Annotated in this window: 15 protein-coding genes; 4 read left to right on the forward strand and 11 right to left on the reverse strand. The window is 74.3% G+C overall.

Features of this window, described 5'->3' with window-relative positions; all coding sequences use genetic code 11:
- Positions 1–77: 77 nt before the first annotated feature.
- From ATJ88_RS19005 to ATJ88_RS06585, 5 genes are all read right to left on the reverse strand, one after another.
- Positions 78–2,825 (reverse strand): cellulose binding domain-containing protein, encoded by a 2,748-nt coding sequence (locus ATJ88_RS19005; protein ID WP_098463131.1) that lies wholly within the window; start codon positions 2,823–2,825, stop codon positions 78–80.
- Positions 2,826–2,985: 160 nt separating this feature from the next.
- Positions 2,986–4,854, reverse strand: coding sequence for a SpoIVB peptidase S55 domain-containing protein (locus ATJ88_RS06570; protein WP_098463132.1), 1,869 nt, complete (start codon positions 4,852–4,854; stop codon positions 2,986–2,988).
- Positions 4,855–4,956: 102 nt separating this feature from the next.
- Entirely contained in the window at positions 4,957–6,447 is a 1,491-nt protein-coding gene (locus tag ATJ88_RS06575; protein WP_098463133.1) for a glycoside hydrolase family 10 protein, read from the reverse strand.
- Between the two features lie 136 nt (positions 6,448–6,583).
- Positions 6,584–8,905, reverse strand: coding sequence for a glycoside hydrolase family 6 protein (locus ATJ88_RS06580; protein WP_098465168.1), 2,322 nt, complete (start codon positions 8,903–8,905; stop codon positions 6,584–6,586).
- Between the two features lie 113 nt (positions 8,906–9,018).
- Complete coding sequence (locus ATJ88_RS06585) at positions 9,019–10,089, reverse strand: LacI family DNA-binding transcriptional regulator (RefSeq protein WP_211287472.1); 1,071 nt, start codon at positions 10,087–10,089, stop codon at positions 9,019–9,021.
- An 82-nt stretch (positions 10,090–10,171) separates the two neighbouring features.
- Here ATJ88_RS06585 and ATJ88_RS06590 point away from each other — a divergent pair, with 82 nt between their 5' ends.
- Together ATJ88_RS06590 and ATJ88_RS06595 are read left to right on the forward strand one after the other, a co-directional pair.
- Entirely contained in the window at positions 10,172–12,820 is a 2,649-nt protein-coding gene (locus ATJ88_RS06590) for a substrate-binding domain-containing protein (RefSeq protein WP_170023551.1), read from the forward strand.
- A gap of 96 nt (positions 12,821–12,916) precedes the next feature.
- Positions 12,917–15,568, forward strand: a complete 2,652-nt coding sequence (locus tag ATJ88_RS06595; RefSeq protein WP_098463136.1) for a glycoside hydrolase family 48 protein — start codon at positions 12,917–12,919, stop codon at positions 15,566–15,568.
- Between the two features lie 75 nt (positions 15,569–15,643).
- Here the strand turns inward: ATJ88_RS06595 and ATJ88_RS06600 are convergent, their stop codons facing one another.
- The 4 genes from ATJ88_RS06600 to ATJ88_RS06615 all read right to left on the reverse strand — a co-directional run bounded on the left by ATJ88_RS06600 (position 15,644) and on the right by ATJ88_RS06615 (position 19,593).
- Complete coding sequence (locus ATJ88_RS06600) at positions 15,644–17,176, reverse strand: SDR family oxidoreductase (protein WP_245852194.1); 1,533 nt, start codon at positions 17,174–17,176, stop codon at positions 15,644–15,646.
- Entirely contained in the window at positions 17,173–18,156 is a 984-nt protein-coding gene (locus tag ATJ88_RS18550; RefSeq protein ID WP_098463138.1) for a DNA topoisomerase IB, read from the reverse strand. Before ATJ88_RS18550 ends, ATJ88_RS06600 begins: the two co-directional genes overlap by 4 nt.
- A gap of 53 nt (positions 18,157–18,209) precedes the next feature.
- Positions 18,210–19,106 carry an acyl-CoA thioesterase gene (locus ATJ88_RS06610; RefSeq protein ID WP_098463139.1) on the reverse strand — a complete coding sequence of 299 codons (897 nt, stop codon included), beginning with the start codon at positions 19,104–19,106 and terminating at the stop codon, positions 18,210–18,212.
- A 103-nt stretch (positions 19,107–19,209) separates the two neighbouring features.
- Positions 19,210–19,593: a globin gene (locus ATJ88_RS06615; RefSeq protein WP_098463140.1), complete on the reverse strand. Its 384-nt coding sequence runs from the start codon at positions 19,591–19,593 to the stop codon at positions 19,210–19,212.
- 148 nt (positions 19,594–19,741) lie between these two features.
- On the opposite strand from ATJ88_RS06615, the gene ATJ88_RS06620 reads away from it, so the two are divergent.
- On the forward strand, positions 19,742–19,981 hold the full coding sequence (locus ATJ88_RS06620) for a PTS sugar transporter subunit IIB (protein WP_098463141.1): 240 nt from the start codon (positions 19,742–19,744) through the stop codon (positions 19,979–19,981).
- Positions 19,982–20,058: 77 nt separating this feature from the next.
- Here the strand turns inward: ATJ88_RS06620 and ATJ88_RS06625 are convergent, their stop codons facing one another.
- Positions 20,059–21,096 carry a mechanosensitive ion channel family protein gene (locus ATJ88_RS06625; RefSeq protein ID WP_245852195.1) on the reverse strand — a complete coding sequence of 346 codons (1,038 nt, stop codon included), beginning with the start codon at positions 21,094–21,096 and terminating at the stop codon, positions 20,059–20,061.
- 138 nt (positions 21,097–21,234) lie between these two features.
- On the opposite strand from ATJ88_RS06625, the gene malQ reads away from it, so the two are divergent.
- Positions 21,235–23,409: a 4-alpha-glucanotransferase gene (gene malQ, locus ATJ88_RS06630; RefSeq protein ID WP_170023553.1), complete on the forward strand. Its 2,175-nt coding sequence runs from the start codon at positions 21,235–21,237 to the stop codon at positions 23,407–23,409.
- A gap of 75 nt (positions 23,410–23,484) precedes the next feature.
- On the opposite strand, the gene pepN is transcribed toward malQ, so the two are convergent.
- Complete coding sequence (gene pepN, locus ATJ88_RS06635; RefSeq protein ID WP_098463142.1) at positions 23,485–26,055, reverse strand: aminopeptidase N; 2,571 nt, start codon at positions 26,053–26,055, stop codon at positions 23,485–23,487.
- Between the last annotated feature and the right edge of the window lie 104 nt (positions 26,056–26,159).

The following is a 26,159-nucleotide window of genomic DNA, read 5'->3' on the forward strand; positions in this document are numbered from 1 at the left end:
CTGCCACCGTTCTCCCGGGCGCACGCCGACGGCGCAGGCGGGAGGGTGCCTGCGCCGTCGGTGGTCCCGGGAGCGTGTCAGGACGTCGTGCAGGCGCTGCCGTTCGAGGTCAGCTCCGTCACCGGGCCGGGCGTGCCGGAACCGATGAACCCGACCGTCGCGGACCGGCCGGGGGCGAGGTCCGTGCTCCAGGCCGGCGCGGTGGCCGTCACGGTGGCGCCGGACTGCGACAGCGTGCCGCCCCACCCCTGGACCAGGGTCTCACCGCCGGTGAACGTCCAGGCGAGCGTCCACGACGTCAGCGGCGACGTGCCGGTGTTCCGCACCGTCGCCTCGCCCTGGAACCCGCCGGGCCACTGCCCGACGACCTGGTACGTCGCGGCGCAGGTGCCGGTGGTCGGCGGGGTGGGCGACGTCGACGGGCTCGGCGTCGGGGTCGGGCTGACCGACGGGCTGGGCGAGGTCGACGGGTCGGGTGTCGCGCTCGGGGTCGTCGACGGCGTCGGCCCCGGCGTCGGTTCGGTGCCGCCGAACTGTCCGACGACGACGCCACGGCCGTTCGTCCCCACGTAGACGCGGCCGTAGACGTCCGGGTCGCCGGTGATGACGGCACCGGTCCACGCGAACTGGTGGGCGTCGTCGTTGATCCGCACCCACGTGGCGCCGGCGTCGTCGGAGCGGAAGATGCCCCGCACGCCGTCGATCTTCGACGACGTGTAGACGGCCGGGTGGTCGTGGCCCGCCGCGGCCCGGCCGAAGCCGACGGTGTCGCCCTCCTGGACGCCCGCCACCGGGGTGAACGTGGCGCCGAAGTCGGTGGAGCGCCACATGCCGTAGACGCCGTCGGTCTCGCCGCCGGCGACCCACACGTTCCCGGCCTTGCCGGGCACGGTCTCGACGTGGTGCCGCCCGGCGGCGGGCAGCCCGGTCGCGGCGGACGCGGTGAACGACGCACCGCCGTCGCGGGAGGTGTAGAACGTCCCGTCGGCGAACGCGTAGAAGGTCTGCGGGTCCTCCTTGTCGGCGCGCACGGTGGCCCCGGCCGGGACGCCCGTCGACGCGTTCCACGTCGACCCGAGGGTGGTGGAGCGGAGCACGCCGGTGCCGTCGGGGCTCCACACGAGGGTGGCGCCGTCGGCGGACAGCGCGACGTTCCCCGGCCCGGTGACGCCGGCCGGCTGCTGCGCCGCCCACCACGCGTCGCCGCCCGACGTGGAGACGCCGAGGTACTGGTCGCCGCCGGTGCCGACCCGCACCATCGTGGCGGGCTTCTTCCAGGCGACGTCGAGGCTCAGTACGCCCGAGTGGTACGGCTGGGTGTAGGCGAACCGTGACGGCACCTGCGTGATGTCGTGGTGCACGAAGCCGCCGATGTCGTACATCCCGGAGACGAGCTCGACGTCGCCGGGTGGGGCGACGAGGTCCTGGATCGCGGTCTCCTCGATGCCCTGCGCGCGGACGGAGATGTCGACGGTGCCCCCGGTGTCCCAGTCGGTGAGGTTGTCGCCGCCGTAGACGGTCGCGCCGGTGCCGTACAGGAAGCGGTCGGAGTCGAACGGGTCGATCTCGAACGACTCCATCATCCAGCCGAGCTTCGGGCTGTCCTCGGGGGCGGTCCCCGCGCTGCCGAAGTCCAGCCACGGCGCGCCGGAGACGTCGAGGTCGTAGTGCTTGGTGCGCGCCGGGTAGCCGGCCCACTCCCAGATCGGCGCCCAGGTCTCGCCGCGGTCCGTGGAGCGGTAGACCTGGTTGTCCGGCCACCACGACATCTGGGAGGTCACGACGAGCGTGTCCGGGTCCTGCCGGTCCACCGCCAGGCCCGAGTAGCCGAAGTAGGCGTCGGTGCTGTCGGACGGCACGGGGGAGATGTCGGTCCAGGTGCCCGAGGCCGTGTCGAGGCGCCACACCTCCCCGAGGTCGCCGTCGTAGGGGCCGCCGGTGGAGGACGTCGCGACGTAGAGCTGCCCGTCGGCGAGCTCGGCCTTGTGCGGCACGAACCCGGTGGGCTGTCCCGCCACGCGCTGCCAGGTCGCCCCGGCGTCGGTCGACCTGTAGACGTTGTTCTCCTTGTCCGCCACACCGACGTAGATCGTCGGGGTGGGGGAGCCCGCGGTGCCGGAGGCCTCGTCGAACACGGTCCAGAGGACCCCCTGGTTGGAGCCGCTGTACCCGTCGGGGTCGCTCGGGTCGACGACGTAGTTCCCGGCGTTGGGGAAGCTCGTCACCTGCGACCAGGTGACGCCGGAGTCGGTGGAGCGCCACAGGCCGTGCCCGCCCTCGGAGCCCAGGTAGAGGACCCGGTTGTCGTGCGGGTCGATCATGAGGCGCTCGCCCATGCCACGGCCCGGCATGTTCCCGCCGACCTGGAACGGCAGGTCGGTGCGCTGCCACGTCTCGCCGCGGTCCCGGGAGCGCAGCACCGCGCCGTCGTTCGGGTCCCACGAGTTCGTGTAGGTGCCGACCATGACGTAGACGTTGTCCGGGTCGACGGGGTCGGTGGCCAGGGACAGGACGCCGGAGTGGCTCCAGTCGTCCCAGCCGACGTGGTCGAGCAGGGGGACCCAGCGCTGCGTCGTGGGGTCGAGGCGGTAGGCGCCGCCGATGTCGGTGCGGGCGTAGACGAGATCCTGCTCGCCCTCGTTGTAGACGATGCCGGGGACGAACCCGCCCCCGACGATCTCCACGTTGCCCCAGGTGTAGTCGGCCGCGGCGGTTCCGGTGGCGGTCCCGAGCGGCGCGGCGGGGGTCTGGGCGACGGCGACGCCCACCCCCGCGGCGACGAGCCCGGTCGTCGCCAGCGCGGCGACGGTCGGTCGAAGTCTCATCCGTTCTCACTCCCTCGTGCGGACGGCGGGGCGCACACGCACGACGGTGGCCCGCGGGCACGGCACCGTGCCCGCGAGCCACCGTAGGTGAAGCGCTTCGACGCGACCAGGGAGGCCGGGGCGCCGAATCGTTTAGGCCGACCCGGCGCCCCGGCTCAGGTCAGCGCGTGACCTTGATCCGCACCGACTTCTGGCCACCGACCACCCGCGGCAGCGGGTCGGTGGTCCGGGTGCGCTCGAGCGCCGTGCGGCCCGAGCCGATCTGCAGGCTCAGGCGCACCTCGTCGTTGCCCTGGTTGGTGCGCAGCGCCTCCTTGACCGCCGGGAACGACGAGCGCAGCCAGAAGAACTCCTCGGCGTAGACGTTGCCGCCGACGACCGAGACGTAGCCGGTCTCCCCCCGGTAGCGCTTCGGGACCTTCGTGTCGTGGCGGAACGTGCGCGTGGTGCCGTCCGAGCCCGCCAGGGTGACCTTCAGCTTGAGCTCCTTGCCGCCCTTGACCTTGGCCCGCTTGCCGGTGACGTCGACCCACCGGCCCTTGACCCGCTGCTCGATCTTCGCGACCCGGAAGGTGCGCATGTCGTCGCTGGTGCGCACGTCGTGCACGACGGAGGTGACCGTGGTCCGCGGGGCCGTCGACAGTGCCTGGACGGTCAGTGCGACGTCGTAGACGCCCTCCCAGCCGATGTCGAACGTCGAGCGGTACCTGTCGGCGTAGCGCAGGGTGTACGGCTCGCCGGCGTAGGTGCCCTTGATGGTCCAGGTCTGCGTCTGCGAGCCGCGGATCCAGCCGTCCGCGACCCGGTCGTGGTTGGCGTTGGCCCCGAAGAACGTGACGTCGCCCAGGACCGCCTTGTTGAGGACCTTGGTCGTGCCCGTCCGGGACGACCCGTGGTAGCTGACCTTGGACGTGACGGTCGCCGCGGGCGGCGCGGCCCCGAACGTGCCTGCGATGCCGGCGAGGCGGTCGTCGGTGATGGTGCCGCCGAGCGCCCCGACGTTGGCCACCTTGAACGGCACGCCGAGCGGGTCCTCCTGGACGTAGACGGCGTCCGCCGCGGCCAGACCCATGCGGGCCGGGCCGGACCAGTTCATCGGGTGGCCGAACGCGACCATGCGGTTGCCGCAGACGGACGTCACGGTGCCGACGCCCGCGAGCGTGATGTCGCCCTGGGACAGCACGGCCGCGACGTTGCCGCCCGCCACGACGGAGTCGACGTCGCTCGTGGCGCTGCCGGTGGCGCGCCCGATGCGGTACGAGTCGGCGTTGACGACGGTGGTCCCGCGCTCCTTGGCGGACTTCGTGGCCCGGGACACGCTGATGCCCCCGACGCCGACGGGCATCGGCAGCGGTCGCAGGCCCTGGGCGGCCTGCGACCGGGTGGCGTCGGTCTCGGCGGCGATGCGGTTCGCCATCGTGGTGCCGACCTCGACCTTGGCGGGGGCGGCCGCGGCGCCGGCGCCCCCGAGGTAGCGCTGCATGTCCGCGTACGGGGTGATGCCCGCCACCGGGGAGCTGCCGTACGCCAGGCCGTAGGCGACGGCGCCGATGAGGCGGCCGTCCTCGGCGTAGACGGGGGAGCCGGACATGCCCTGCCAGATGCCGCCCGCCTTGTCGATGGCGGGGGAGGACAGCTCCGCCACGACGAGGTCCAGTCCGGGCGCGATGCCGTCGGAGACGACGCCGAGGATCTCGCCGGTGAACTCCTGCGGCGTGGTGCCCTGGGACACGGTGAGACCGGTGACCGCCGCGCCGCGGGTGACCTCGGAGACGGGGAAGGGGACCGCGCAGTCCGCGGCGGGGGCCGCGGCGAGGGGTGCGGTGGCGGCCGGTGCCGCGGTGGCCGCCGGTGCCGCGGCGACCAGCGTGGTCGCGAGCAGGGCGGCGGCGGTGCTCGCGGCGAGGGTCGTGGTGGCGCGGCGGGAGGCCGTGCCGGAGCGACGGGCGCGCCGTCGGGAGGTGGTGGTGCCGGAGGCGTCGTCGCCTCGGGGCGGCGTCGAGCCGTGCCCCGCGATGAGCTGTGTCATGGGCTCAGGATTCACCACGACGGCTCCCAGGGCGTGCTCATTTGAGCGTCTTCGGAGGGTGAACCGGTGGCCGCGGGTCGCGGCCACCGGTCCCGGCTCGTGTCACCCGCAGATGGTGGCGTTCACACTGGTGGCGGTGGGTGCGGACGCGTCCCCGGCATGCCCGGCGTTGTACCCGACCTGGACCGACCCGCCCGGTGGCACGGACCCGTTCCAGGCCGCGTTCGTCGCGGTGAGGACCGAGCCGGACTGCGTCCACTGCGCCGACCAGCCCTGCTGCAGCGACTGCCCCGGCGCGAGCGACGCGCGCAGCGTCCAGGACGTCCACGCCGTCGTCCCGGTGTTCCGGATCGTCACCGTCCCGGTGTACCCGGTGTTCCAGGCGCTGACCCCCCACGTCACGGCGCACGACGTCGCGCCCGGCTCCCCGGTGGGGTCGGGCGACGGGTCCGGCGACGGGCTCGTGGACGGCGTCGGGCTCGGCGACGGCGACCCCTCGACCGCGGCGCCGAGCGCCTGCGCGACCGCCGTGTAGGCGGGCTTGGCCTGGTACTGCGCGTCCCAGGGCAGTGCGGCGCCCTGTCCGCCGAACACGTTCGGCACCCAGGAGTGGCCGTCGTCGACGCCCCAGACGGTGACGCCGTCGCAGCGCGCCACCGCCAGGCAGGCCTCGACGACCGTGCGGTAGTCGGTCGCCTGCTGCGCGAGCGTGGCCGCGGACGCCGGGACGTTCGTGCGGAGGTCGAGCTCGGTGACGCGGACGTCGACCCCGAGGTCGGAGAAGCGCTGGAGGTTCTGCCGGTAGGTGCTCGGCACCTGGCCGACGATCAGGTGCGACTGGAAGCCCACGCAGTCGATCGGCACGCCCTGCGCCCGGAGGCTCACGACGAGGTCGTACATCGCCGTCGACTTCGCGTTGATCCCGTCGGTGTTGTAGTCGTTCAGGCACAGCTTCGCGGTGGGGTCGGCCTGGCGAGCGCGTCGCAGGGCGTCCGCGACGTAGCCGTCGCCGAGCACCCGCTGGAACACGCTCTGCCGGCGGGTGCCGTCGTCGTTCCAGAGCTCGTTGACGACGTCCCACGCGACGACCTGCCCGGTGTACCGGCCTGCGACGGCGTCGATGTGGTCGTACATCGCGGCGCGCAGGTCGGCGGGGTCGGTGAGGTTCTGCGCCCAGCCGGGGAGCTGCGAGTGCCAGACGAGGGTGTGGCCGTAGAGGTCGGCGTCGTTCGCCGCCGCGAACGCGGCGACCTGGTCGGCCTGGCCGAACGAGAAGGTGCCGCGGGTGGGCTCGGTGGCGTCCCACTTCATGGCGTTCTCGGCGACGACGAGGTCGAACTCGCGCTCGGCGATCGCCCGGTAGCCGGGGTTCGACAGGTGGCCCGGGCTGAGCGCGAAGCCCATCGTGACCCCGTGGTCGTCGGCCGCGTCGCGCCAGGGCTCGAACACGGGCTCGGCGGCCTGGGCGGGCGCCAGGGCGGCGCCGACGACGGCTGCCCCGGCGGCCGTGGCGAGTGCCGTCGTGACCAGGGCGGCGACCGTCCGGGTCCTGCGGCGGCGGGGTGAGAAATCGTTGTCGAAACGCTCTCGCATGATGTCCTCCGAACGAGATGGAGCCCGCGGCCGGGACTCAGCCGTCCCGGCCGCGGGGGTCGTGGGGGAGGGCCGCAGAGCCCTCGGGGTGCTGCGGGGACCCGACCGGGAGGCCGGGCGGGTCCCCGCGAGCGGGTCACGCCACGGTGCAGGCGGTGCCGTCGAGGGTGAACGCGGTCGGCTCGGTGTTCGTGCCGGAGTGCGATCCGTTGAACCCGAACGACACCGAGCCGCCGGCCGGGATGGACGAGCTCCACGCGGCGGGTGTGACGGTCACCGTCGGACCGGACTGCGCGTACTCGGCGGACCAACCCTGGGTGATGGCCTGGCCGTCGGCGAAGGCGAACACCAGCTCCCACCCGTCGACGGTCGAGGCCGAGTCGTTCTTCAGGGTGATGGACCCGGTGAACCCGGTGTTCCACGAGTTCGCCGTGTAGGTCACGGTGCAGGCGCCGGCGGGGGTGGTCGGCTCCTTCGCGGTGGTCGCCGACAGTGCGGCGGACGCCGCCGAGGCGTTGCCTGCCGCGTCGACGGCCACGACCTGGAACGAGTACGCGGTGTCGGCCGTGAGGCCGGTGACCGTCGCCGAGGTGCCCGTGACGGTCGCGACGACCTGGCCGCCGCGCAGCACGCGGTAGCCCGTGACGCCCACGTCGTCGGTCGAGGCGTTCCAGGTCAGCGCCACCGAGGACGTGGTGACCGTGCCGGCCGCCAGGCCCGTCGGGACCGACGGCGCCTGGGTGTCACCGCCGCCGCTGCCCGCCGAGGTCGTCACCGTCAGCGGCGCGGACGCCGGCGACACGTTGCCCGCCGCGTCGCGGGCGGTCACCGTGAACTGGTAGGCGGTCGCCGGGGAGAGACCGGTGACCGTCACCGACGTGGTGGCGCTCGTCGCGACCACCGCACCGCCGGCGCGCACCGTGTAGCCGGTGACGCCGGTGTCGTCCGACGCGGCGCCCCAGCCGAGGGACACCGACGTCGACGTCTTCGCGGTCGAGGTCAGACCGGTCGGGGCGGTCGGCGCCTGGGTGTCGGGGTCGGGGGTGCCGCCGTCGCCGTCGATCGCGGGGTAGGCGTTGGCCACGAGCATCTCGAACTGCTCCTGGAACCACTGGCCCGCCAGCGGGGCGCCAGCCTTGGCCCCGGTCAGCTTGCCCGCGAGCTTGGGCGAGTTGAACGTGGGGTCGCACATCCGGTCGAAGCCCTTGCCCTGGTCGTTCGGGATGTCGGTCGACCCGCCGTCGGACTCGCCCGGCGGCTTCACCCACACGTAGGCGTCGAGGTGGGAGGCGGCGTTGTCCGTCGGGGCGACGGTGGGACGCTCGCCGAGGCCGGCGCCGTCCGGGTTGCACCACGCGCCACGGTGGGTGCGGCGGTCGACGCGGGACGCGTTCACGTACGTGTTGAGGTCCGTGGACGTCGACGCCGCCGTCGGGCGGTCCGGCCCGCCCCAGCCGTTGCGGGACGTGTCGACGAGCATGCCGATGCTCGACGGGAATCCCGCCGCGGTGGCCAGCGAGTAGAGGTGCTCGGTCCAGTCGAGCTCGTCGAAGTCACGGTTCCACTCGTAGAACTCGGCCTGGCGCACCTGGGTGCCGCCGCCGGAGCCGAACGTGGTGTCCTCGAGGAACGGCTCGTGCAGCGGGGTGGAGTTCGCGGTGTTGGTGACGAACCCGGCCACGGTGGCGTACCCGTGCTCGGTGCTGGTCACGACGTCCTTGAAGACGTTCACCGCCGGGCCGGCGTTGGAGTCCCAGCCGAGCCAGCCGGAGTGGGCGGCGTCGATGTAGGAGTAGACGTTCCCGGCCTCGTAGAGGCGGTCGAGAGCGTAGGCGACGCCCGCGCGGTAGTACGGGTCGGACTGCTGGCACTTGGGCTCGTGCATGTTGGTCACGAGGTTCGGCAGCGAGTCCGGCTCGATCGTGGCGACGACCCGCAGGTTCTCGTACTGCTGCTCGGCCAGCATGTCGGCGATCGGGTCGATGTACTCCGACTCGTACTCGGCCAGGCCGGCGGCGGTCGCGGGCAGCAGGCCGTTGGACGCCAGCGCGTAGCAGTCGCGGCCGGGCAGGTTGTAGATGACCAGGTTGAACACCATCGGGGTGTCGCCCTGCTGCTGCTCGAGCGCGGCGTCGAGGTGGTAGCGCAGGCCGGGGCCGTCGGCGTTGCCCTCGATGGCGCTGGTGCGGTCCATCCAGACGGACGTGGGGGTGTCGGTGAGGGTGAGCATCTTGGCGCCGAGGTCGCCGCCGGCCTCGGCGGCGGCCTCGGCGACGTTGGCGGTCCAGTAGGAGTTGACGTACTGGTCGGCGCCGACGAACGGGTTGTCGACCCGCTCGGCGGCGGACGCCGACGACGCGGCGACGCAGACCGGCGCGGCGGCCAGGGCGAGCGTCGCGGCGACGGCCAGCGGCCGGACGGCCGCCCGGTCGCGGGGGCGACGGGATCGTGATCGCACGGGATCCTCCAGGTGCTTCGGGGGCACGGGCGGCGCTGCCCGTGCGTCGGGCCTCGTCGCCCGACGCCCCCCAACGTCCCCTGGTTGCGCTCCCACCGCAGCCCCTGAAACGTTTAGGCGCCTCCGGAGGACGGGGGCGGCGCCGTCGTCCCGCGGATCACGAGGCGGGCGGTCGGCGGCGTCGGCCCGGGGTCCCGGCCGTCCTCACCGACGCCCCGCACCCGGTCCAGGGCGGCGTCCACCACGGGGGCCAACGACCGCCACGGGCGCGACACGGCCGTGAGCTGCGGCTCCACGAGACGGCACGTCTCCGCGTCCGACCCGGCCACGACCGACACCTCCCACGGCACCCGGAACCCCCGGTGCCGCGCGGACCCCAGCACCGCCAGCGCGCTGACGTCCCCGTCCGTCACGAGCGCGGTCGGCCGGTCGTCGCGGGCCAGGAGCCGTGCCGCCGCCGCGCCGGCCTCCGGGGCGCCCGACACCTCCACCACCTCCACCGTCGCGTGCCGCCCGGTGGTCGCGTCGAGGATCCCCTCGTGCAGGGCGCGCGCCACGTCGGTGCGGGCGTCCTCGACGACCAGGGCGAACCGGCGGTGCCCGAGGTCGGTGAGGTAGCGCCCCACGGCCGCCTCGGCCTGCCCGGCGAACCACACCGGCGCGGTGACCCCGGCGGTGCCGACCCCGGGCGGCGTGACCGCCACGACCGGGGCCCCCACCCGGGCCGCCGCCCGCATCCGCGGGTCGTCGAGCAGCAGGTCGTGCAGGACGAACGCCGCGTGCCGCCGCTCCGTCCACGCCGCCTCGAGCGCGGCGGCGCCGGCCGTGCGGTCGGCGACGACCTCCACGGCCAGGGCCGTGGCGCCGAGACGAGGGCGCAGGCCGCCGGCCAGCTCCAGGGCGACGGACCGGCTGAGGGTGCACCGGCCCGGGTCGAGGGTCTGCAGCCCCACGCTGGCCGCGACGGCGGAGCGCATCGACCGGGCTGCGGCGTTCGGACGCCAGCCGAGGTCGTCGGCCACGCGCAGGACGTGGCGGCGGGTGCTGTCGGAGACGCCCGGACGGTCGTTGAGGGCGTACGACACGACGGCGATCGAGACCCCGGCGGCCCGGGCGACGTCGGTGATCGTCACCCGAGGGGCGGAGGCGGGTCTGGCGGTCCCGCGGCGCTGCGTGGTGGACACGCTCCCACATGCTGCCCGGTTTCGAGGCATGATGCACCTGCGGGGGCGCACGCAGGACTCGACGACGAGGACGGTGGTTGACGTGTCGACGTGGACACGAGGCGCCCGGAACGCCACGGGGTCGCCCCTGACGATCGGTGTGCTGCTGCCCGTGGTGGGCGGCTACTACTTCGGCCGGATCCTGGCCGGCATGACGCGGGTGCTCCGCGCCGAGGGACACCGCGTGGTCGCCGTGCAGACCTACCCCGCGGACCTCGACCGGGACGAGTTCCCCGTCGCGCCGTTCCGCCGCGCCGCGCCCGGGGTGGGGGCGTTCGACGGGCTCGTCGTGGTGACCACCGCGCTCGGCGAGGCCGACCTGCGGCGCCTCGGCGCGGCCGGGGTCCCGCTGGTCGGGCTCGGGGTCTCGGCCGACGGCCTCGACGTCCCGGTGGTCGCGCCGGACAACGTCGGGGGCGTGCGGGCGGCGGTCGACCACCTCGTCGACCACGGCCACCGCCGCATCGGGTTCCTCGGCAACACCGGGCAGAGCGACATCGCCGAGCGCTACGACGCGTTCCGGGACGCGCTCGCCCACCACGGGCTCGAGCACGCCCCGGAGCAGTTCTACCGGACGCGGGACAACCAGGAGTCGAGCGCCGAGCTCGTCGCGCGCCGGCTCGCGGAGCAGGGCATCACCACGACCGCGACCCTCGCCGCGACCGACCGCAACGCCGTCGGGTTCCTGCGCGGGCTGCAGCTCGCCGGCCTCGAGGTCCCCGCCGTCCAGGCCGTGGTCGGGTTCGACAACTCCGACTCGGGCGCGCGGACCTGGCCGCGTCTGACGTCGATCGACCCCATGCACGACCTCGTCGGGGAGCGCGCCGCCGAGCTCGTCGTGGCGCGGGTGCGCGGCCAGGACGTCGACGGCGACCACCGGCTCGACGTGTCCGCCCTGGTGACCCGGGAGTCGTGCGGGTGCGCACGCGGCACCCGCAGCACCGTCGTCGTGGACGGCGAGGCAGGCCCGGACGAGCCCGACCCGCTGGCCGCCGTCGCGCGCGTCGTGCTCGCCCGCACCGACGGGGTGCGCCGCGGCGCCTCCGAGACGTGGCTGTCGACGGTGCGCCAGCTCGTCGAGGCGTGCGTCGTCACCGGGCAGCACCCGCCCGCGTCCGCGCTGCGCGCGCTCGGGGACCGCACCGCCGCGCTGCGCCCCGGCGCGGGTGCGCTGGAGCAGCTCGTCCCGGCGCTGCACGCCGAGTGCCGGCGGGTGCGTGGCCGTCTCGCCGCGCGCGCGGCCGCGCCGGGCGCGGACACGGCCGCGTCGTCGCGGCCCCGCGGCATGGAGCCCGAGGCGGCCGACGACGTCGAGGAGGCCCTGAGCCTGGTGGTCGCGGCGCTGGCGCGGGGCTGCGGGCACGGCGACCTGGCCCGCGCGGGGCGGCTCGAGCAGGACCTGGTGGACCAGAACGCCGTCGACCTGGAGCTCATGCGGTCCGATGGTGAGGCGCTGCGGCGCCTCGACTGGATGCCGCGCACGCGCACCTCCGTCGCCGCGCTCGCCCTGTGGGAGGACGACCCGGACCGTCCCGGGGAGCGGGTCCTGCGCGTCGTCGGGGCCCGCGGGCAGCACCCGGGCGGGGAGGCCCTCGTCGGGCAGGTGATGACGGCCGACCAGTTCCCCCCGGCGGCGCTCACCGACCCGCGGTCCCTCACCGTCGTGGTGCCGGTCGCGTTCGGCCGGTCCGACCGGGGCTTCCTCGCCGTCGGCGGGCTCGTGGACACCCGGGCCACGAGCACCCGGGCGCGCTACAACCACTGGGCCGCGATGCTCGCCGTCGCGCTGGACGCCGAGGAGGCGCTGACGTCCCTGCGGGCGCAGCGGCGCGAGCTCGCCGAGGCGGCGGAGCGCGAGCGCGCGCTCGCGGTCGACGTCGCGGCGGGGGAGGAGCGCGCCGCGCTGGTGTCGATCGCGTCGCACGACGGCACGTGGGACTGGGACGTGGACGCCGGGACGGTGCGCTACTCGCCGGCGTGGGCGGCGCTGGTCGGCACGGACCGGGCGGCGCTCGGCGACGACCCGCACGAGTGGTTCTCGCGGGTCCACCCCGACGACCTCCAGCGGGTGCACGCCGCGGTGGCGGCCCAGCTGTCGGGCTCGCGCGAGCCGCTCGACGTCGAGCACCGGCTGCGCGTCGCGGGCGGTGCCTGGGTACCGGTGCGCTGCCGCGCGGTGACGGTCCACGACGCGGGCGACCGGCCGGCCCGGCTGGTGGGGGCGATGGCGCGGGTGGCCGACGACGCCGCGGGGGAGCGCGGTGCCGGGCCGGGGGCCGACCTCGGCGGCCGCACGGTGCCGCGCGAGCTGTTCGTCGACCGGGCCGACCGGGCGATCCGGCGCGGTCGCCGGGTGGCGGGCTACGGGTGGCAGGTGCTCGCCGTGGGGTTCCCCGCCCCGCCGGCGGCCCGCGCCCTGGACCGGCTGCTGGGCGAGATCGGCGAGGACGACTGCGTGACGCGGCTCGGGCCGCGGGGGGTGGCCGTGCTGCTGGACGGCCACGACCCGGCGTCGGCGCGGCGGCGCGCGGCCCGGGTCGGTGCCGTGCTGGGGGCCGAGGTCGTGGTCGAGCCGGTGGGCACCGGAGAGCCGGCGGGCGGCCTGGACGCGGGGGTCGTGCTGCGACGCGCGGAGGACGTGGTGCGCCGGGGGACGGCGCTGCCGGTGGGGCGGATCGCCCTCGACGTCTGACCCGGCCGGCGGCCCCTAAACGTTTCGCCGCGTTGTGGGAACGCTTCCACGGCGGCACGGTCGAGGTGTCCCCCTCAACGGAGAGAGGTATCACCCATGCCACGCACACCCGTCCGCACCCGCCTGCTGGCGGGCGCCGCGGCGACGGCCACGCTGGCCGCGCTCGTCGCGGCCGTCCCCGCCGGAGCGGCCCCACCGGTCGCCTCCGCACCCGTCGCCGCGGCCGAGCTCGACACCGACGGCGAGTACACCCAGCGGTTCCTCGACCTCTACGCCAAGATCCACGACCCCGCCAACGGCTACTTCTCGCCCCAGGGCATCCCGTACCACGCCGTCGAGACCCTCATGGTCGAGGCGCCCGACCACGGTCACGAGACCACCAGCGAGGCCTACTCCTTCTGGCTCTGGCTCGAGACGTCGTACGGCCAGGTCACCGGCGACTGGGAGCCCTTCAACCACGCGTGGGACACCCTCGAGCAGTACATGATCCCCACCACCGAGAACCAGCCCACCAACGGCGCCTACGACCCGGCCAGGCCCGCCACCTACGCGCCCGAGTTCAACCACCCCAGCCAGTACCCCTCGCAGCTCGACACGTCGGTCGGTGTCGGCACCGACCCCATCGGGAACGAGCTCAAGGCCACCTACGGCACGTCTGAGGTCTACGGCATGCACTGGCTCGCCGACGTCGACAACGTCTACGGGTTCGGCGCCGCCCCCGGCTCCTCCACGCTGCTCGGTCCCGACCACGAGGGCACCAGCTACATCAACACGTTCCAGCGCGGCCCCCAGGAGTCCGTCTGGGAGACCGTCCCGCAGCCGTCCATCGACGACTTCAGCTACGGCGGCGACAACGGCTACCTCGACCTGTTCACCGGCGACGCGTCGTACGCGAAGCAGTGGAAGTACACCAACGCCCCCGACGCCGACGCCCGCGCCGTCGAGGCCGCCTACTGGGCCAACAAGTTCGCCACCGAGCAGGGCCAGCCCGAGGCCGTCGCCGACACCGTCGGCAAGGCCTCCAGGATGGGCGACTACCTGCGCTACGCCCTCTTCGACAAGTACTTCAAGACCCCCGACTGCCAGTCGCCGTCCTGCCCCGCCGGCACCGGCCGCGACAGCGCCCACTACCTGCTGTCCTGGTACTACGCCTGGGGCGGCGCGCTCGACACCGCGTCCCCGTGGGCCTGGCGCATCGGCTCCAGCCACGCGCACTTCGGCTACCAGAACCCGATGGCGGCCTGGGCCCTGGCCAACGACCCCGCGCTCAAGCCCGACTCGCCCACCGCCGACGACGACTGGGCGACCAGCCTGGACCGCCAGATCGAGCTCTTCCAGTGGCTCCAGGCCCCCGAGGGTGGCATCGCCGGCGGCTCCACCAACAGCTGGGACGGTCACTACGCCGACCGCCCCGACGACGTCGCCACCTTCTACGGCATGGGCTACACCGAGGCGCCCGTGTACCACGACCCGCCCTCCAACTCCTGGATGGGCATGCAGGGCTGGGGCGTCGAGCGCATCGCGCAGCTCTACGAGGAGACCGGTGACGAGCGGGCCGGGGACATCCTCGACAGGTGGGTGCCGTGGGTCGTCGACCACATCACGATCACCGAGGACACCTGGCAGATCCCGTCCAACCTCGCCTGGGAGGGCCAGCCCGACGACTGGGACCCCGACAACCCGGGCGACAACTCCGGCCTGAGCGTCGAGGTCACGGGCTACGGGCAGGACGTCGGCGTCGCCGGCGCGCTCGCCCGCACGCTCATGTACTACGCCGCCGAGTCCGGTGACACCGTCGCGCAGCAGACCGCCCACGACCTGCTGAACGCCATCTGGGAGCAGAACCTCGACGACGTCGGCGTCGCCACCACCGAGACCCGCGGCGACTACGCACGCTTCGACGACGTGCTCACCTCCACCACCGGCGACGGCGTCCACGTCCCGGAAGGCTGGAGCGGCACCATGCCGAACGGTGACGTCATCGAGCCGGGCGTGTCGTTCCTCGACATCCGGTCGTTCCTCACCGAGGACCCCGAGTGGGACAAGGTCCAGGCCCACCTGGACGGCGGCCCCGCGCCCGAGTTCACCTACCACCGGTTCTGGGCGCAGACCGCCGTCGCGACGGCGCTCGCCGACTACGACCGGTTGTTCGGGGAGGCGCCCGAGCCCGTCGAGGACACGCAGGCGCCGACGGTCCCCGGGTCCGTGGCGGCCACCGCCGACGGCACCACCGTGCAGGTCACCTGGGCGGCGTCGACCGACGACGTGCGCGTCACCGGCTACGACGTGCGTCGCGACGGCGTCGTCGTCGGCAGCGTCGGCGGGTCGGCGACGTCGTTCACCGACGCCGGCCTCGAGCCCGCGACGACCTACGCCTACACCGTCGTGGCGAAGGACGCGGCGGGCAACCGGTCGGCCGCCTCGGCCGCCGCCACCGTGACGACCGGCGAGGACGACCCCGAGCCGCCCGCCGGCGCGTGCACCGCCACCTACGCGACCGCCGGGTCGTGGCAGGGCGGCTACCAGGGCACCATCACCGTCACCGGCGGCCCCGCCGGCGTCCAGGGCTGGGTCGTGACCGCACCCGCCGGGCTGACCACCTCCAACCTGTGGGGCGGACGCCTCGCGGACGGCGTCATCACGCCGGAGAGCTGGAACGCGAACCTCGGCGCGGGACAGACCGCGACCGTCGGGTTCATCGGGACCGGGACACCGCCGGCGGCCCAGACCCTCGCCTGCACCGACTGACTCCCGGTGCGGGGCACGGCGGGCGGGCCGCACGGCCCGCCCGCCGTGGCGCGCACCCGGGGCGACACGGGTGCGTCAGCCGTCGCCGCGGGCGCGCGCCTCGGCGTCCGCGGCGACGTTGCGCTGCATGCCCCCGAACACGACGCCGTGGAACGGCGCCACCGACCACCAGTACGCCTGACCCAGCAGCCCCTGTGGGTGGAACAGCGCCCGCTGCGCGAAGTACGTGCGCCCCGGACCCGCGGCGTCCTGCGGCTTCGGGCCGTCGTCTTCCGGCCCCGTGACCTCCTCGGCCGCGGAGTCCACCCGCAGCTCCAGCCACGCCAGCCCCGGCAGCCGCATCTCCGCGCGCAGCAGCAGCCGCCGACCCGGCTCGATCGCCTCCACCCGCCAGAAGTCCACCGCGTCGTCCACCCGCAGGCGATGCTCGTCGCGCCGGCCCCGCCGCAGGCCCGGGCCGCCGACCATCCGGTCCAGCAGCCCCCGCACCCGCCACGCCAGCGACCACGAGTACCAGCCGCCGTGCCCCCCGATCTCCTCGATCACCTGCCACAGCACGTCCGCCGGGGCGTCCACCACGATGCGACGCTCGTCCACGTACAACGAGCCGCCCGCCCAGTCCGGGTCGGTCGGCAACGGGTCCGACGGCGCCCCCGGCACCGACGCCGACGACCAGCGCGTCGTCACCTCGCCGTCGTGGATGCGCGTCAACGCCAGCTCGATCGCCCGGTCCACCCCCACCAGACCCTCCGGCGGGTCGGGCACGAACCGGCGCACGTCGTCCTCGCGGCACACCACCTCGTGCACCAACGACTCCACCAGCGGCCGCGCGATCCCCGACGGCACCGGCGTCACCAGCCCCACCCAGTGGCTCGACAGCCGCGGCGTCAGCACCGGCACCCCCACGATGACACGCCGGGGCAGGCCCGCCACCCGGGCGTAGCGCTGCATCATCTGCCGGTACGTCAGGACGTCCGGCCCGCCGATGTCGAAGCCGCGCGACACGTCCGCCGGCATCGACGCCGACCCCACCAGGTAGCGCAGCACGTCCCGGATCGCGATCGGCTGGATCCGGTTGTCCACCCAGCGCGGCGTCGTCATCGCCGGCAGCCGCTCCGTCAGGTAGCGCATCATCTCGAACGACGCCGACCCCGAACCCAGGATCACCGCCGCCCGCAGCACCGTCGTCGGGACCCCCGACGCGAGGAGGATCTCCTCCACCTCCTTGCGGGACGCCAGGTGCCGCGACAGCTCGCCCTCCGGCACGTCCGGGTACAGGCCGCCCAGGTAGACGATCCGCCTCACCCCCGCCTCGCGCGCCGCGCGCGCGAACGTCAGCGCGTTGCGCCGGTCCCGCGCCTCGAACGTCGCCCCCGTGCCCAACGAGTGCACCAGGTAGTAGGCGACGTCCGCGCCCTCCAGCGCCGCCCGCACCGCGTCAAGGTCCGACACGTCGGCCCGCACCGCCTCGACGTCGTCCACCCACTCCCGGCCCGCCAGCCGTGCCGGGTCCCGCGTCAGCGCCCGCACCTCGAACCCCGCCGCCAGGAGCTCCGGCACCAGCCGGCCCCCCACGTACCCCGTGACCCCCGTGACCGCCGCCCTCACGACAGCAGCTCCAGCACCGCGCGCTCCGCCGCCGACCGGGACGACACGCCCCCGATCGTGCGCCCCTGCTCCCACAGGTCGAACAACCGCGGATCGATGTACGACGACCGTGCCACCGCCGGGGTGTTGCCCAGCTCCTCGGCCACGTCCCGCACGATCCCCGTCACCACGCGGCGCCGCCCCCGCTCCGACGACGGCGGCTCCACCGCCGCCAGCGCCCGCGCCGTCAGCACCGTCGCGTGCCACGTGCGGAAGTCCTTCGGCGTCGCGTCCTCGCCCAACCGGTCCTTCACGTCCCGCTGCACGTCCGCGCTCGACACGTCGTGCCACACCACGCCGCCCCGGGACCGCTCCTCCCGCCACGCCAGCAGCTCCGCGCCGCCCCGGCGGCGCTTCAACGTCGACACCACCTGCGCGACCACCGGGTCCTCCACCAGCACGTCCCGCACCTGACCCGACTTCGCCGGGTACCGGAAGTGCACCGACCCGTCACGCCGCACCGTCGCGTGCTCCTTGCGGATCGTCGCCAGCCCGAAGCTGCGGTGCCGCCGCGCGTACACCTCACCACCCGCGCGGAAGTACGCCTCGTCCAGCAGCCGGAACGCCAGCGCCAACGCCTTCGGCCGCGGCAGCCCCGGCAGGGCCAGGTCACGCGACACCGTGCGCCGCGCGCCCGGCAGCCGCCGCCCCACCTCCAGCACGTGGTCGTGCTTGCGCCGCGCCCGCCGCGCGCTCCACTGCTCGTGGTACAGGTACTGGCCCCGCCCCGCGGCATCCCGGCCGAACGCCTGCACGTGACCGTTCGCGTACCGGCAGATCCACACGTCCGACCACGCCGGCGGCACCGCCAGGCGGGTGCAGCGCACCACCTCCGCCTCGTCCGTCAACGGCAGCGCGTCGACGTCGAGGAACACCCACCCGTCACCCTTCGCCCGGCGGGAGTACCCGGGCGTGGACACCGACACACGACGCAGACGCATCACGCCAGTGTGCTGCGCCCCCGTCGACACCGCAGGTCGAGAACCCGACGGCGTCAGGCCTCCAGGCGCACCATGCCCTCCTGCGCGATGCTCGCCACCAGCGCACCGCGCCGGTCGTACACCCGCGCCAGACCCATGCCGCGGCCGCCCTGCGCACCCGGCGACTCCTGCACGTACAGCAGCCACTCGTCCGCACGCGCGTCCCGGTGGAACCACATCGCATGGTCCAGGCTCGCCATCGGCACCGTCGCACCGATGTCCCGCCACGACCGGCCCGCCTGCCGCAGCACCGGCTCCAGCATCATCTGGTCGCACGCGAACGCCAGCAGCGCCCGGTGCAGCAGCAGGTCGTCCGACGCGATCTCGTGCCGCGCCCGCACCCACACCCGCTGCACCGGCGACGGGTCCGGGTCCGGCCCCAGGAAGATCGAACCGCCCACGTGCCGCAGGTCGAACGCCGCCTCGTGCGACCAGAACCGCGCCGCCGGATGGTCGATCCGACCCAGGACGTCGACCGCCGACGGCACGTCCTCCGGGTCCGGCACGTCCGACGGCGCCGGCTGGTACGCCTCGTACCCCGGCTGGTCCGTCTGGAACGACGCCGTCAACGTCAGGATCGGCTTGCCCGACTGGATCGCGTGCGTCCGCCGCGCGCTGAACGACCGGCCGTCCCGCAGCCGCTCCACCGCGAAGTCGATCGGCTCGTCCAGACCGCCCTCGCGCAGGAAGTACGCGTGCAACGAGTGCGGCAGCCGGTCCGCCTCCACCGTGCGCCCGCACGCCATCAGCGCCTGCGCCAGCACCTGCCCGCCGTACACCCGCCGCGCCGGCCCCGGCAGGGAGCGCCCGCGCCACACGTCCTCCTCGCCGCGCGGGCCCCAGCCCTCGATCTCGTGCAGCTCCAGCGTCGCCAGCAGGCGGTCCAACGGGTCAGGGGAGGTGTGCGTCATGCTCGTCGTCCTCAGGTCGTGGGGAAGGGGCAGGGCGGGGATGCTGCTGCGTCCGGCCTCGGCGGGTGCTCGTTCCTCGCCCCCACCTCGACCGGGCTCCGCATCACTCCTCGAAGGTGTTGAGGAGGCTGAACGCCGCACGCTCCAGGTAGTCCCACAGCTGGGACTCGTGGGCCGGGGCCAGGTCGAGGGCGTCGACCGCCGTGCGCATGTGGAGCAGCCAGCGGTCCCGCGCGTCCGGGTTCACCTTGAACGGCGCGTGCCGCATCCGCAGCCGCGGGTGACCCCGCTGCTCGCTGTACGTCGACGGACCGCCCCAGTACTGCTCCAGGAACATCGTCAGGCGCACCTTGGCAGGACCGAGGTCCTCCTCGGGGTACATGGGGCGCAGCACCTCGTCGGTCGCCACACCGTCGTAGAACACGTCGACGAGCCGGACGAAGACGTCGTGCCCGCCGACCTCCTCGAAAAAGCTGGGGGTCGTCACGCCGCCATCCTCCCAGACCCGCGTGCCCGGGCGGACGTGGCACCGGTCACCCGCACGTCGCCCCCGCCGGGCCCGGGCGGAGGGGTTAGGCTGGGGGGCGGACCTGCAACGACGCGATCCGCACGACCAGAGACTGGGGAGACACCGAATGAGCAAGGCGGAAGACATCCTCGAGGCGCTCGGCGGCACGGCCAACGTGGTCGAGCTGGAGCCCTGCATCACCCGGTTGCGCGTGCAGGTGTCCGACCCCGCCCTCGTCGACGAGGACGGCCTGAAGTCCTCCGGGGCGTTCGGCGTCGTCCGGTCCGGGCGCATCATCCAGGTCATCGTCGGGCCCGAGGCCGACAACCTCGCCGCCGAGCTCGACGGCCGGCTCGCCTCGGCCTGACCGCGACGCACGACCGGGCCGTCGGGGACTCCCCGACGGCCCGGTCCGTCACGCCTCCGGCTCGCCCCGGCGTCGGGTCACGGGTTCTCGACGTCCGTGGCCGCCGCGGTCCGCGTCGACGTCTCGCCGCGCCGGATGCCCGCCGCGCGCAGCTCGGCCTGCGCGGCGAGGAGCAGCGCCCGGGACACCTCCCACTGCATGCCCGGACGCACCTGCGCCAGGATCGTGAACGTCATCGAGATGTCCGAGACCATGTCGACGCCGCTGCGCACCGCCGGCGGCTCGATGAACTCGGCCGCGAACGTCTCGTCCGCGGCGACGGTCTCCGCCGCGCGGTCCAGCGCGGCCCGCACGGTCGAGATGTCGGAGTCCACCGGGACGCGCACCTCCGCCACCGCGCGCGACCAGCGCTGCGTCCGGTTGCCCGCCCGCAGGATCTCGCCGTTGCGCACCCACCACAGGGTGCCGTCGACGGCGCGCACCTGCGTGGTGCGCAGCTGCACCTCCTCGATGACGCCCTCGGCGCCCGACCCGAGGTCGACGACGTCACCCACGCCGTACTGGTCCTCGATGAGGATGAAGATGCCCGAGATGAAGTCCGTGACGAGCGACTGCGCGCCGAAGCCGATCGCGACGCCCACGAGACCGGCCGACGCGAGCAGCGGGCCCACGTTCATGCCGAGCTCCGCCAGGATGCTCAGCACGATCATGACGCCGATGACGATGTTCGCCGCCGAGTTCAGCACCGACCCCACGGTGCGCGCGCGCTGCGCGCGCCGCTCGTTCGCCAGCGGGTTCGCCACCGCGATCGCGTCCTCGACCAGCGGGGTCCGGCGCATCCAGTCCTTCCAGGACCCCTCCGTGCCCTTCGGCGCGCCGACCGCGATCCGCTCCGTCACGTGGCTGATCACGCGGCGCAGCACCACCAGCAGGACGACGCCGACGACGAGGATGACGATGACGTGCAGCGGCCAGCCGCTGAACCACTCCCAGAACGACCTGCCGGCCTGGCCGACCGCGTCGCTCGTCTGCTCCAGCACGCCCTCGCTGGTCGACGGGTCGGGGGACGGCGTCGTGGCGTACCACAGGTTCATGGCGGTGGGTGAGATCAGCACGAGAGCCACGGTAGCTCCCGAGGTCGGCCTCGTGAACCGCCCCCGGGACCCTCGGCCGACCCGCCCGGAGGGGCGTCGGCACCGTCCGTGCAGCGTGCGGGCGGTGCCACGCCGGTGCGGAAGTGGCAGGATCGTCCCGTGAGCACCCCCGAGACGTCCCAGGCCGTGCCCGAGGCCGCCGCGCCCGACGCCCTGCGTGAGCTCGCCGCCGCGCACGGCGTGCTCACCGAGTACCACCGGTACGGCGGCGGCGTCGTCCAGGTGTCCGACGCCACGCTCGTGGCCGTCCTCACGGCGCTCGGTGTCGCGGCCTCCACCCCGGGCGAGGTGGCGCACAGCCTGCGCCGCGCCCGCGACGACGAGTGGCGCAGCGTCCTGCCGCCCGCCGTCGTCGTCCGCCAGGGCGACCGCCACGACGTCCCCGTGCACGTCACCCACGGCGCGTCCGTGCACGTCTGGCTCGAGGTCGAGGGCGCCGAGCCCACCGCGCGCCCGCACCAGGTGCGTCCGCGGCGCGACCTCGACCAGGTCGACGTGTTCGTCGAGCCGCGCGAGGTCGACGGCCGTCAGGTCGGGCGGGCCACGTTCGCCGTCCCGACGGACCTGCCGCTCGGCTGGCACACCCTGCACGCGCTCACCGAGGGGCACGAGGTCACCACGACGCTCGTCGTCACCCCGCGCCGGCTCGAGCTCCCCGCCGACCTCGACCGCCGCCAGGCGTGGGGCGTGCTCGTGCAGCTCTACTCGGTGCGGTCCCGCACGTCGTGGGGGATGGGCGACCTCGCCGACCTCGCCGACCTCGCCTGGCTCACCGCGCACCGGGCCGGCGCCGACTTCGTCGCCGTCAACCCGCTCGCCGCCGCCGAGCCCGTCACCCCTCTCACCCCGTCGCCGTACCTGCCGACGTCCCGCCGGTTCGGCAGCCCCCTGTACGTGCGCGTCGAGGACATCCCCGAGACGGCGTACCTGTCCGCCGCGGACCGCTCGCTGGTCGAGTGGGCGTCCGACCCCGTGCGCGACCTCGCCTCCGACGACGGCCCCATCGACCGCGACGCCGTGTGGGACGCGAAGAAGGCCGCGCTGGAGGTCGTGCACACCGCACCGCGCCGCGCGTCCCGGCAGGCGGCGTTCGAGGCGTTCGTCGCCGAGCAGGGCACCGGCCTGCGCGACTTCGCGACGTGGTGCGCCCTCACCGAGGAGCTCGGCGGCGGACGCTGGCCCTCCGACCTCGCCGACCCCGCCTCGCCCGCCGTCGCGCAGGCCCGCGAGCGCCTCGCCGACCGCGTCGACTTCTACACCTGGCTCCAGTGGGTGTTCGACGAGCAGAAGCACGACACGCAGCGCACCGCCGTCGAGGCCGGCATGCGGATCGGCATCGTCCACGACCTCGCCGTCGGCGTGCACCCCGACGGGGCGGACGCCTGGGCCAACGCGGGCGTCCTCGCCCCCGGCGTCGGCGTCGGCGCCCCGCCCGACATGTACAACCAGCAGGGCCAGGACTGGTCCCAGCCGCCGTGGAACCCGCGCGCCCTCGCGCACGCCGGGTACGCGCCCTACCGGGACATGCTCCGCACGGTCCTGCGGCACGCCGGTGCGCTGCGCGTCGACCACGTCCTCGGGCTGTTCCGGCTCTGGTGGGTCCCGCAGGGCATGTCGCCCACGCAGGGCGCGTACGTCCGCTACGACCACGACGCCCTCGTCGGCATCCTGTGCCTGGAGGCGCAGCGCGCCGGGGCGATCGTGGTGGGGGAGGACCTCGGCGTCTTCGAGCCGTGGGTGCGCGACTACCTCGCCGACCGTGGCGTCCTCGGCACGTCCGTGTTCTGGTTCGAGAAGGACGGCGACCAGCCCACCGCCCCGCAGGACTACCGCCACCTCACCCTCGCGTCCGTCGGCACGCACGACATGCCGCCGACGGCCGGCTACCTCGCCGGGGAGCACGTGGACCTGCGTGAACGCCTCGGCCTGCTCACCGAGGACGCGCAGGTGCTGCGCGGCCGCGCCCGTGCCGAGCGCGCCGCCGCCGTCCGCACCCTGGCCGAACAGGGCCTCGTGGGGGACAACCCGTCCGAGCGGGAGGTCGTCGAGGCGCTGCACCGCTACCTGCGTCGCTCCCGGGCCGCCCTGGTCGGCGTGCAGCTCGTCGACGCCGTGGGGGAGCGCCGCTCCCAGAACCAGCCCGGCACCGACCGCGAGTACCCGAACTGGAAGGTCCCGCTGGGCGACTCCGCGGGCAACCCGGTGCTCGTCGAGGACCTGTTCGACAACGCCCGCCTGCGTTCCCTGTTCGCCGCGGTCGCGCAGGGTCGCTGACCTCCCCGCGACGCAGCGCAGGCCCCCGCGACTCGCGGGGGCCTGCGCTGTGCCGGCGAGGTCTGCGCCGGCTCGTCAGGCGGCGTCGGCCGCCTGGGCGGCCAGGGCCCGCTCGGTGCCCGCGAGGCCCTCGACGACCATGCGGCGCAGGGCCGCGGCGGCGTCGGGGTGGGCGTCGAGCCAGCCGCGGGCGGCGTCGCGCAGCTCCACCGAGGCCAGCGGTGCCGGGTAGAGACCCTCGATGAGCTCCTCGGCGATGTGGTAGCTGCGGGTCTCCCAGACGGGCAGCAGCGCGTCGACGTAGCGCTGCGCGAACGGTGCGAGCACGGTCGGGTCGACGACGTGCACGAACCCGGCGGCGGTGGCGCGGATGATCGCGTTGGGCGCGTCCGCGTCGTCGACGACGGACGCGAAGGCGCGCTCCTTCGCCTCGACCGTCGGGACGGCGGCGCGGGCCCGGGCGGCGGCCTGACGGCCGGTCGCGGTGTCGTCGGCGGCGAGCGCGGCGTCGATCTCGGTCTCGTCGGCGTCGCCGAGGAGCACGAGGCCCTCGAGGAGCTCCCAGCGCAGGTCGGTGTCGACGGTGAGGCCGTCGAGCGTCACCGAACCGTCGAGCAGCCCGCGCAGCGGCGCGACGTGCGCGGACGTCGAGGACAGCGCCGCGAAGTACTTGACGAGCTGGAGCTGGAGGTCGGACCCGGCGTCGGCGGCCTGCGCGAGCCGCCACAGGGTGTCGCCGACGCGCTCCGCGACGGCGGCCCGACGGGCGGGCGCGACGTAGGAGCGGGCGGCGAGCCCGAGCTGGGCGAGCGTGGTGCGCACGGTGGTCGACTCGGTCTCGGCGGCGATGTTGCCCAGCACGAGGTCGACGTAGGCGGACGCAGGCGTCTCGCCGTCGCGGACGGCGTCCCACACGGAGCCCCACACGAGGGAGCGCGCGAGCGGGTCGGCGATGCGGGAGAGGTGCTCGACGGCGAACGCGAGCGACGCGTCGTCGAGACGCACCTTGGCGTAGGCGAGGTCGTCGTCGTTGACGAGGACGAGGCCGGGCCGGTCGACGCCGACGAGCTCGGGGATCTCGGTGCGCTCCCCGTCGACGTCGACGTGCACGGACCGGGTCCGCACGACGGCGCCGGACGCGTCGAGGTCGTAGAAGCCGATGCCGAGGCGGTGCGGGCGGATCGTCGGGTGGTCGGCGGGCGCGGTCTGCGTGATCGCGAACGACGTGACGACGCCGTCGGCGTCGGTGCCGATCTCGGGACGCAGCGTGTTGACGCCGGCCGTCTCGAGCCAGATCTTCGACCAGGCCGTGAGGTCGCGGCCGCTGGTGGCCTCGAGCTCGACGAGGAGGTCCGTGAGCTCGGTGTTGCCCCACGCGTGCTTGCGGAAGTACGCGGAGACGCCGCTGATGAACTCGTCGCGACCCACCCAGGCGACGAGCTGCTTGAGCACCGAGGCGCCCTTGGCGTAGGTGATGCCGTCGAAGTTGACCTGGACGTCCTCCAGGTCGTTGATGGCGGCGACGATCGGGTGGGTGGAGGGGAGCTGGTCCTGGCGGTAGGCCCAGGTCTTCTCCATCGCGTTGAACGTCGTCCAGGCGGCCTCCCACTCGGTGGCCTCGGCCGTGGCGAGCGTGGACGCGTACTCGGCGAACGACTCGTTGAGCCAGAGGTCGTTCCACCACTTCATCGTGACGAGGTCGCCGAACCACATGTGGGCGAGCTCGTGCAGGATCGTCACGACGCGACGCTCGCGCACGGCGTCGGTCACCTTGGAGCGGAAGACGTACGACTCGGTGAACGTGACGCAGCCGGGGTTCTCCATCGCGCCCATGTTGTACTCGGGCACGAAGAGCTGGTCGTACTTGTCGAACGGGTAGGGGACGCCGAACGTCTCCTCGTAGAACGCGAAGCCCTGGCGGGTGGTCTCCATGATGGCGTCGGCGTCGAGGTGCGCGGACAGCGAGGACCGGCAGAACACGCCGAGCGGGATCACGCGGCCGTCGGCGGACGTGACCTCGCCGCGCTCCACGGCGTAGGGGCCCGCGACGAGCGCCACGAGGTAGCTGGAGATGCGCGGGGTGGCGCCGAACTCCCAGCGGGCGGTCTCGACGGCGGCGTCGGTCGCGTGGACGGCGGGCGTCGGCTCCGGGGTCGGCTGGTTGGACACGACGTGCCAGCGGGCGGGCGCCGTGACCGACAGCTGGAAGGGCGCCTTGAGGTCCGGCTGCTCGAACGTCGCGAAGACGCGGCGGGCGTCGGGGACCTCGAACTGGGTGTAGAGGTAGACCTCGCCGTCGACGGGGTCGACGAACCGGTGCAGGCCCTCGCCGGTGTTCATGTAGGCGCAGTCGGCGACGACGCGCACCTCGTTCTCGGCCGCCAGGTCGGTCAGCGCGATGCGGGAGTCCGCGAACACGGCGGCGACGTCGAGGGCGCGTCCGTTGAGGACGACCTCGCGCACGGTCGGCGCGACGAGGTCGAGGAACGTGCTCGCGCCCTCGGTCGCGGTGAACCTGAGGACGGTGGTCGAGGAGAACGTCTCCGCGCCGGTGGTCAGGTCGAGGTCGATGGCGTAGGACTCGACGCCGTGCACGACGGCGGCGCGCTCGATCGCCTCGGCGCGGGTGAGGTTCTCTCCGGGCACGGGTGCTCCCTTGGACGGTGGCAGGTCGGCGGGCCGCGAGGTCGTCGCGACACGCGGTCGATCATGCCATCTCCGTGGTGCGCTCCTGAACGTGTTTCCGGGCC

Origin of the sequence: Isoptericola jiangsuensis (genome assembly GCF_002563715.1) — a bacterium.
Lineage (GTDB): Bacteria > Actinomycetota > Actinomycetes > Actinomycetales > Cellulomonadaceae > Isoptericola > Isoptericola jiangsuensis.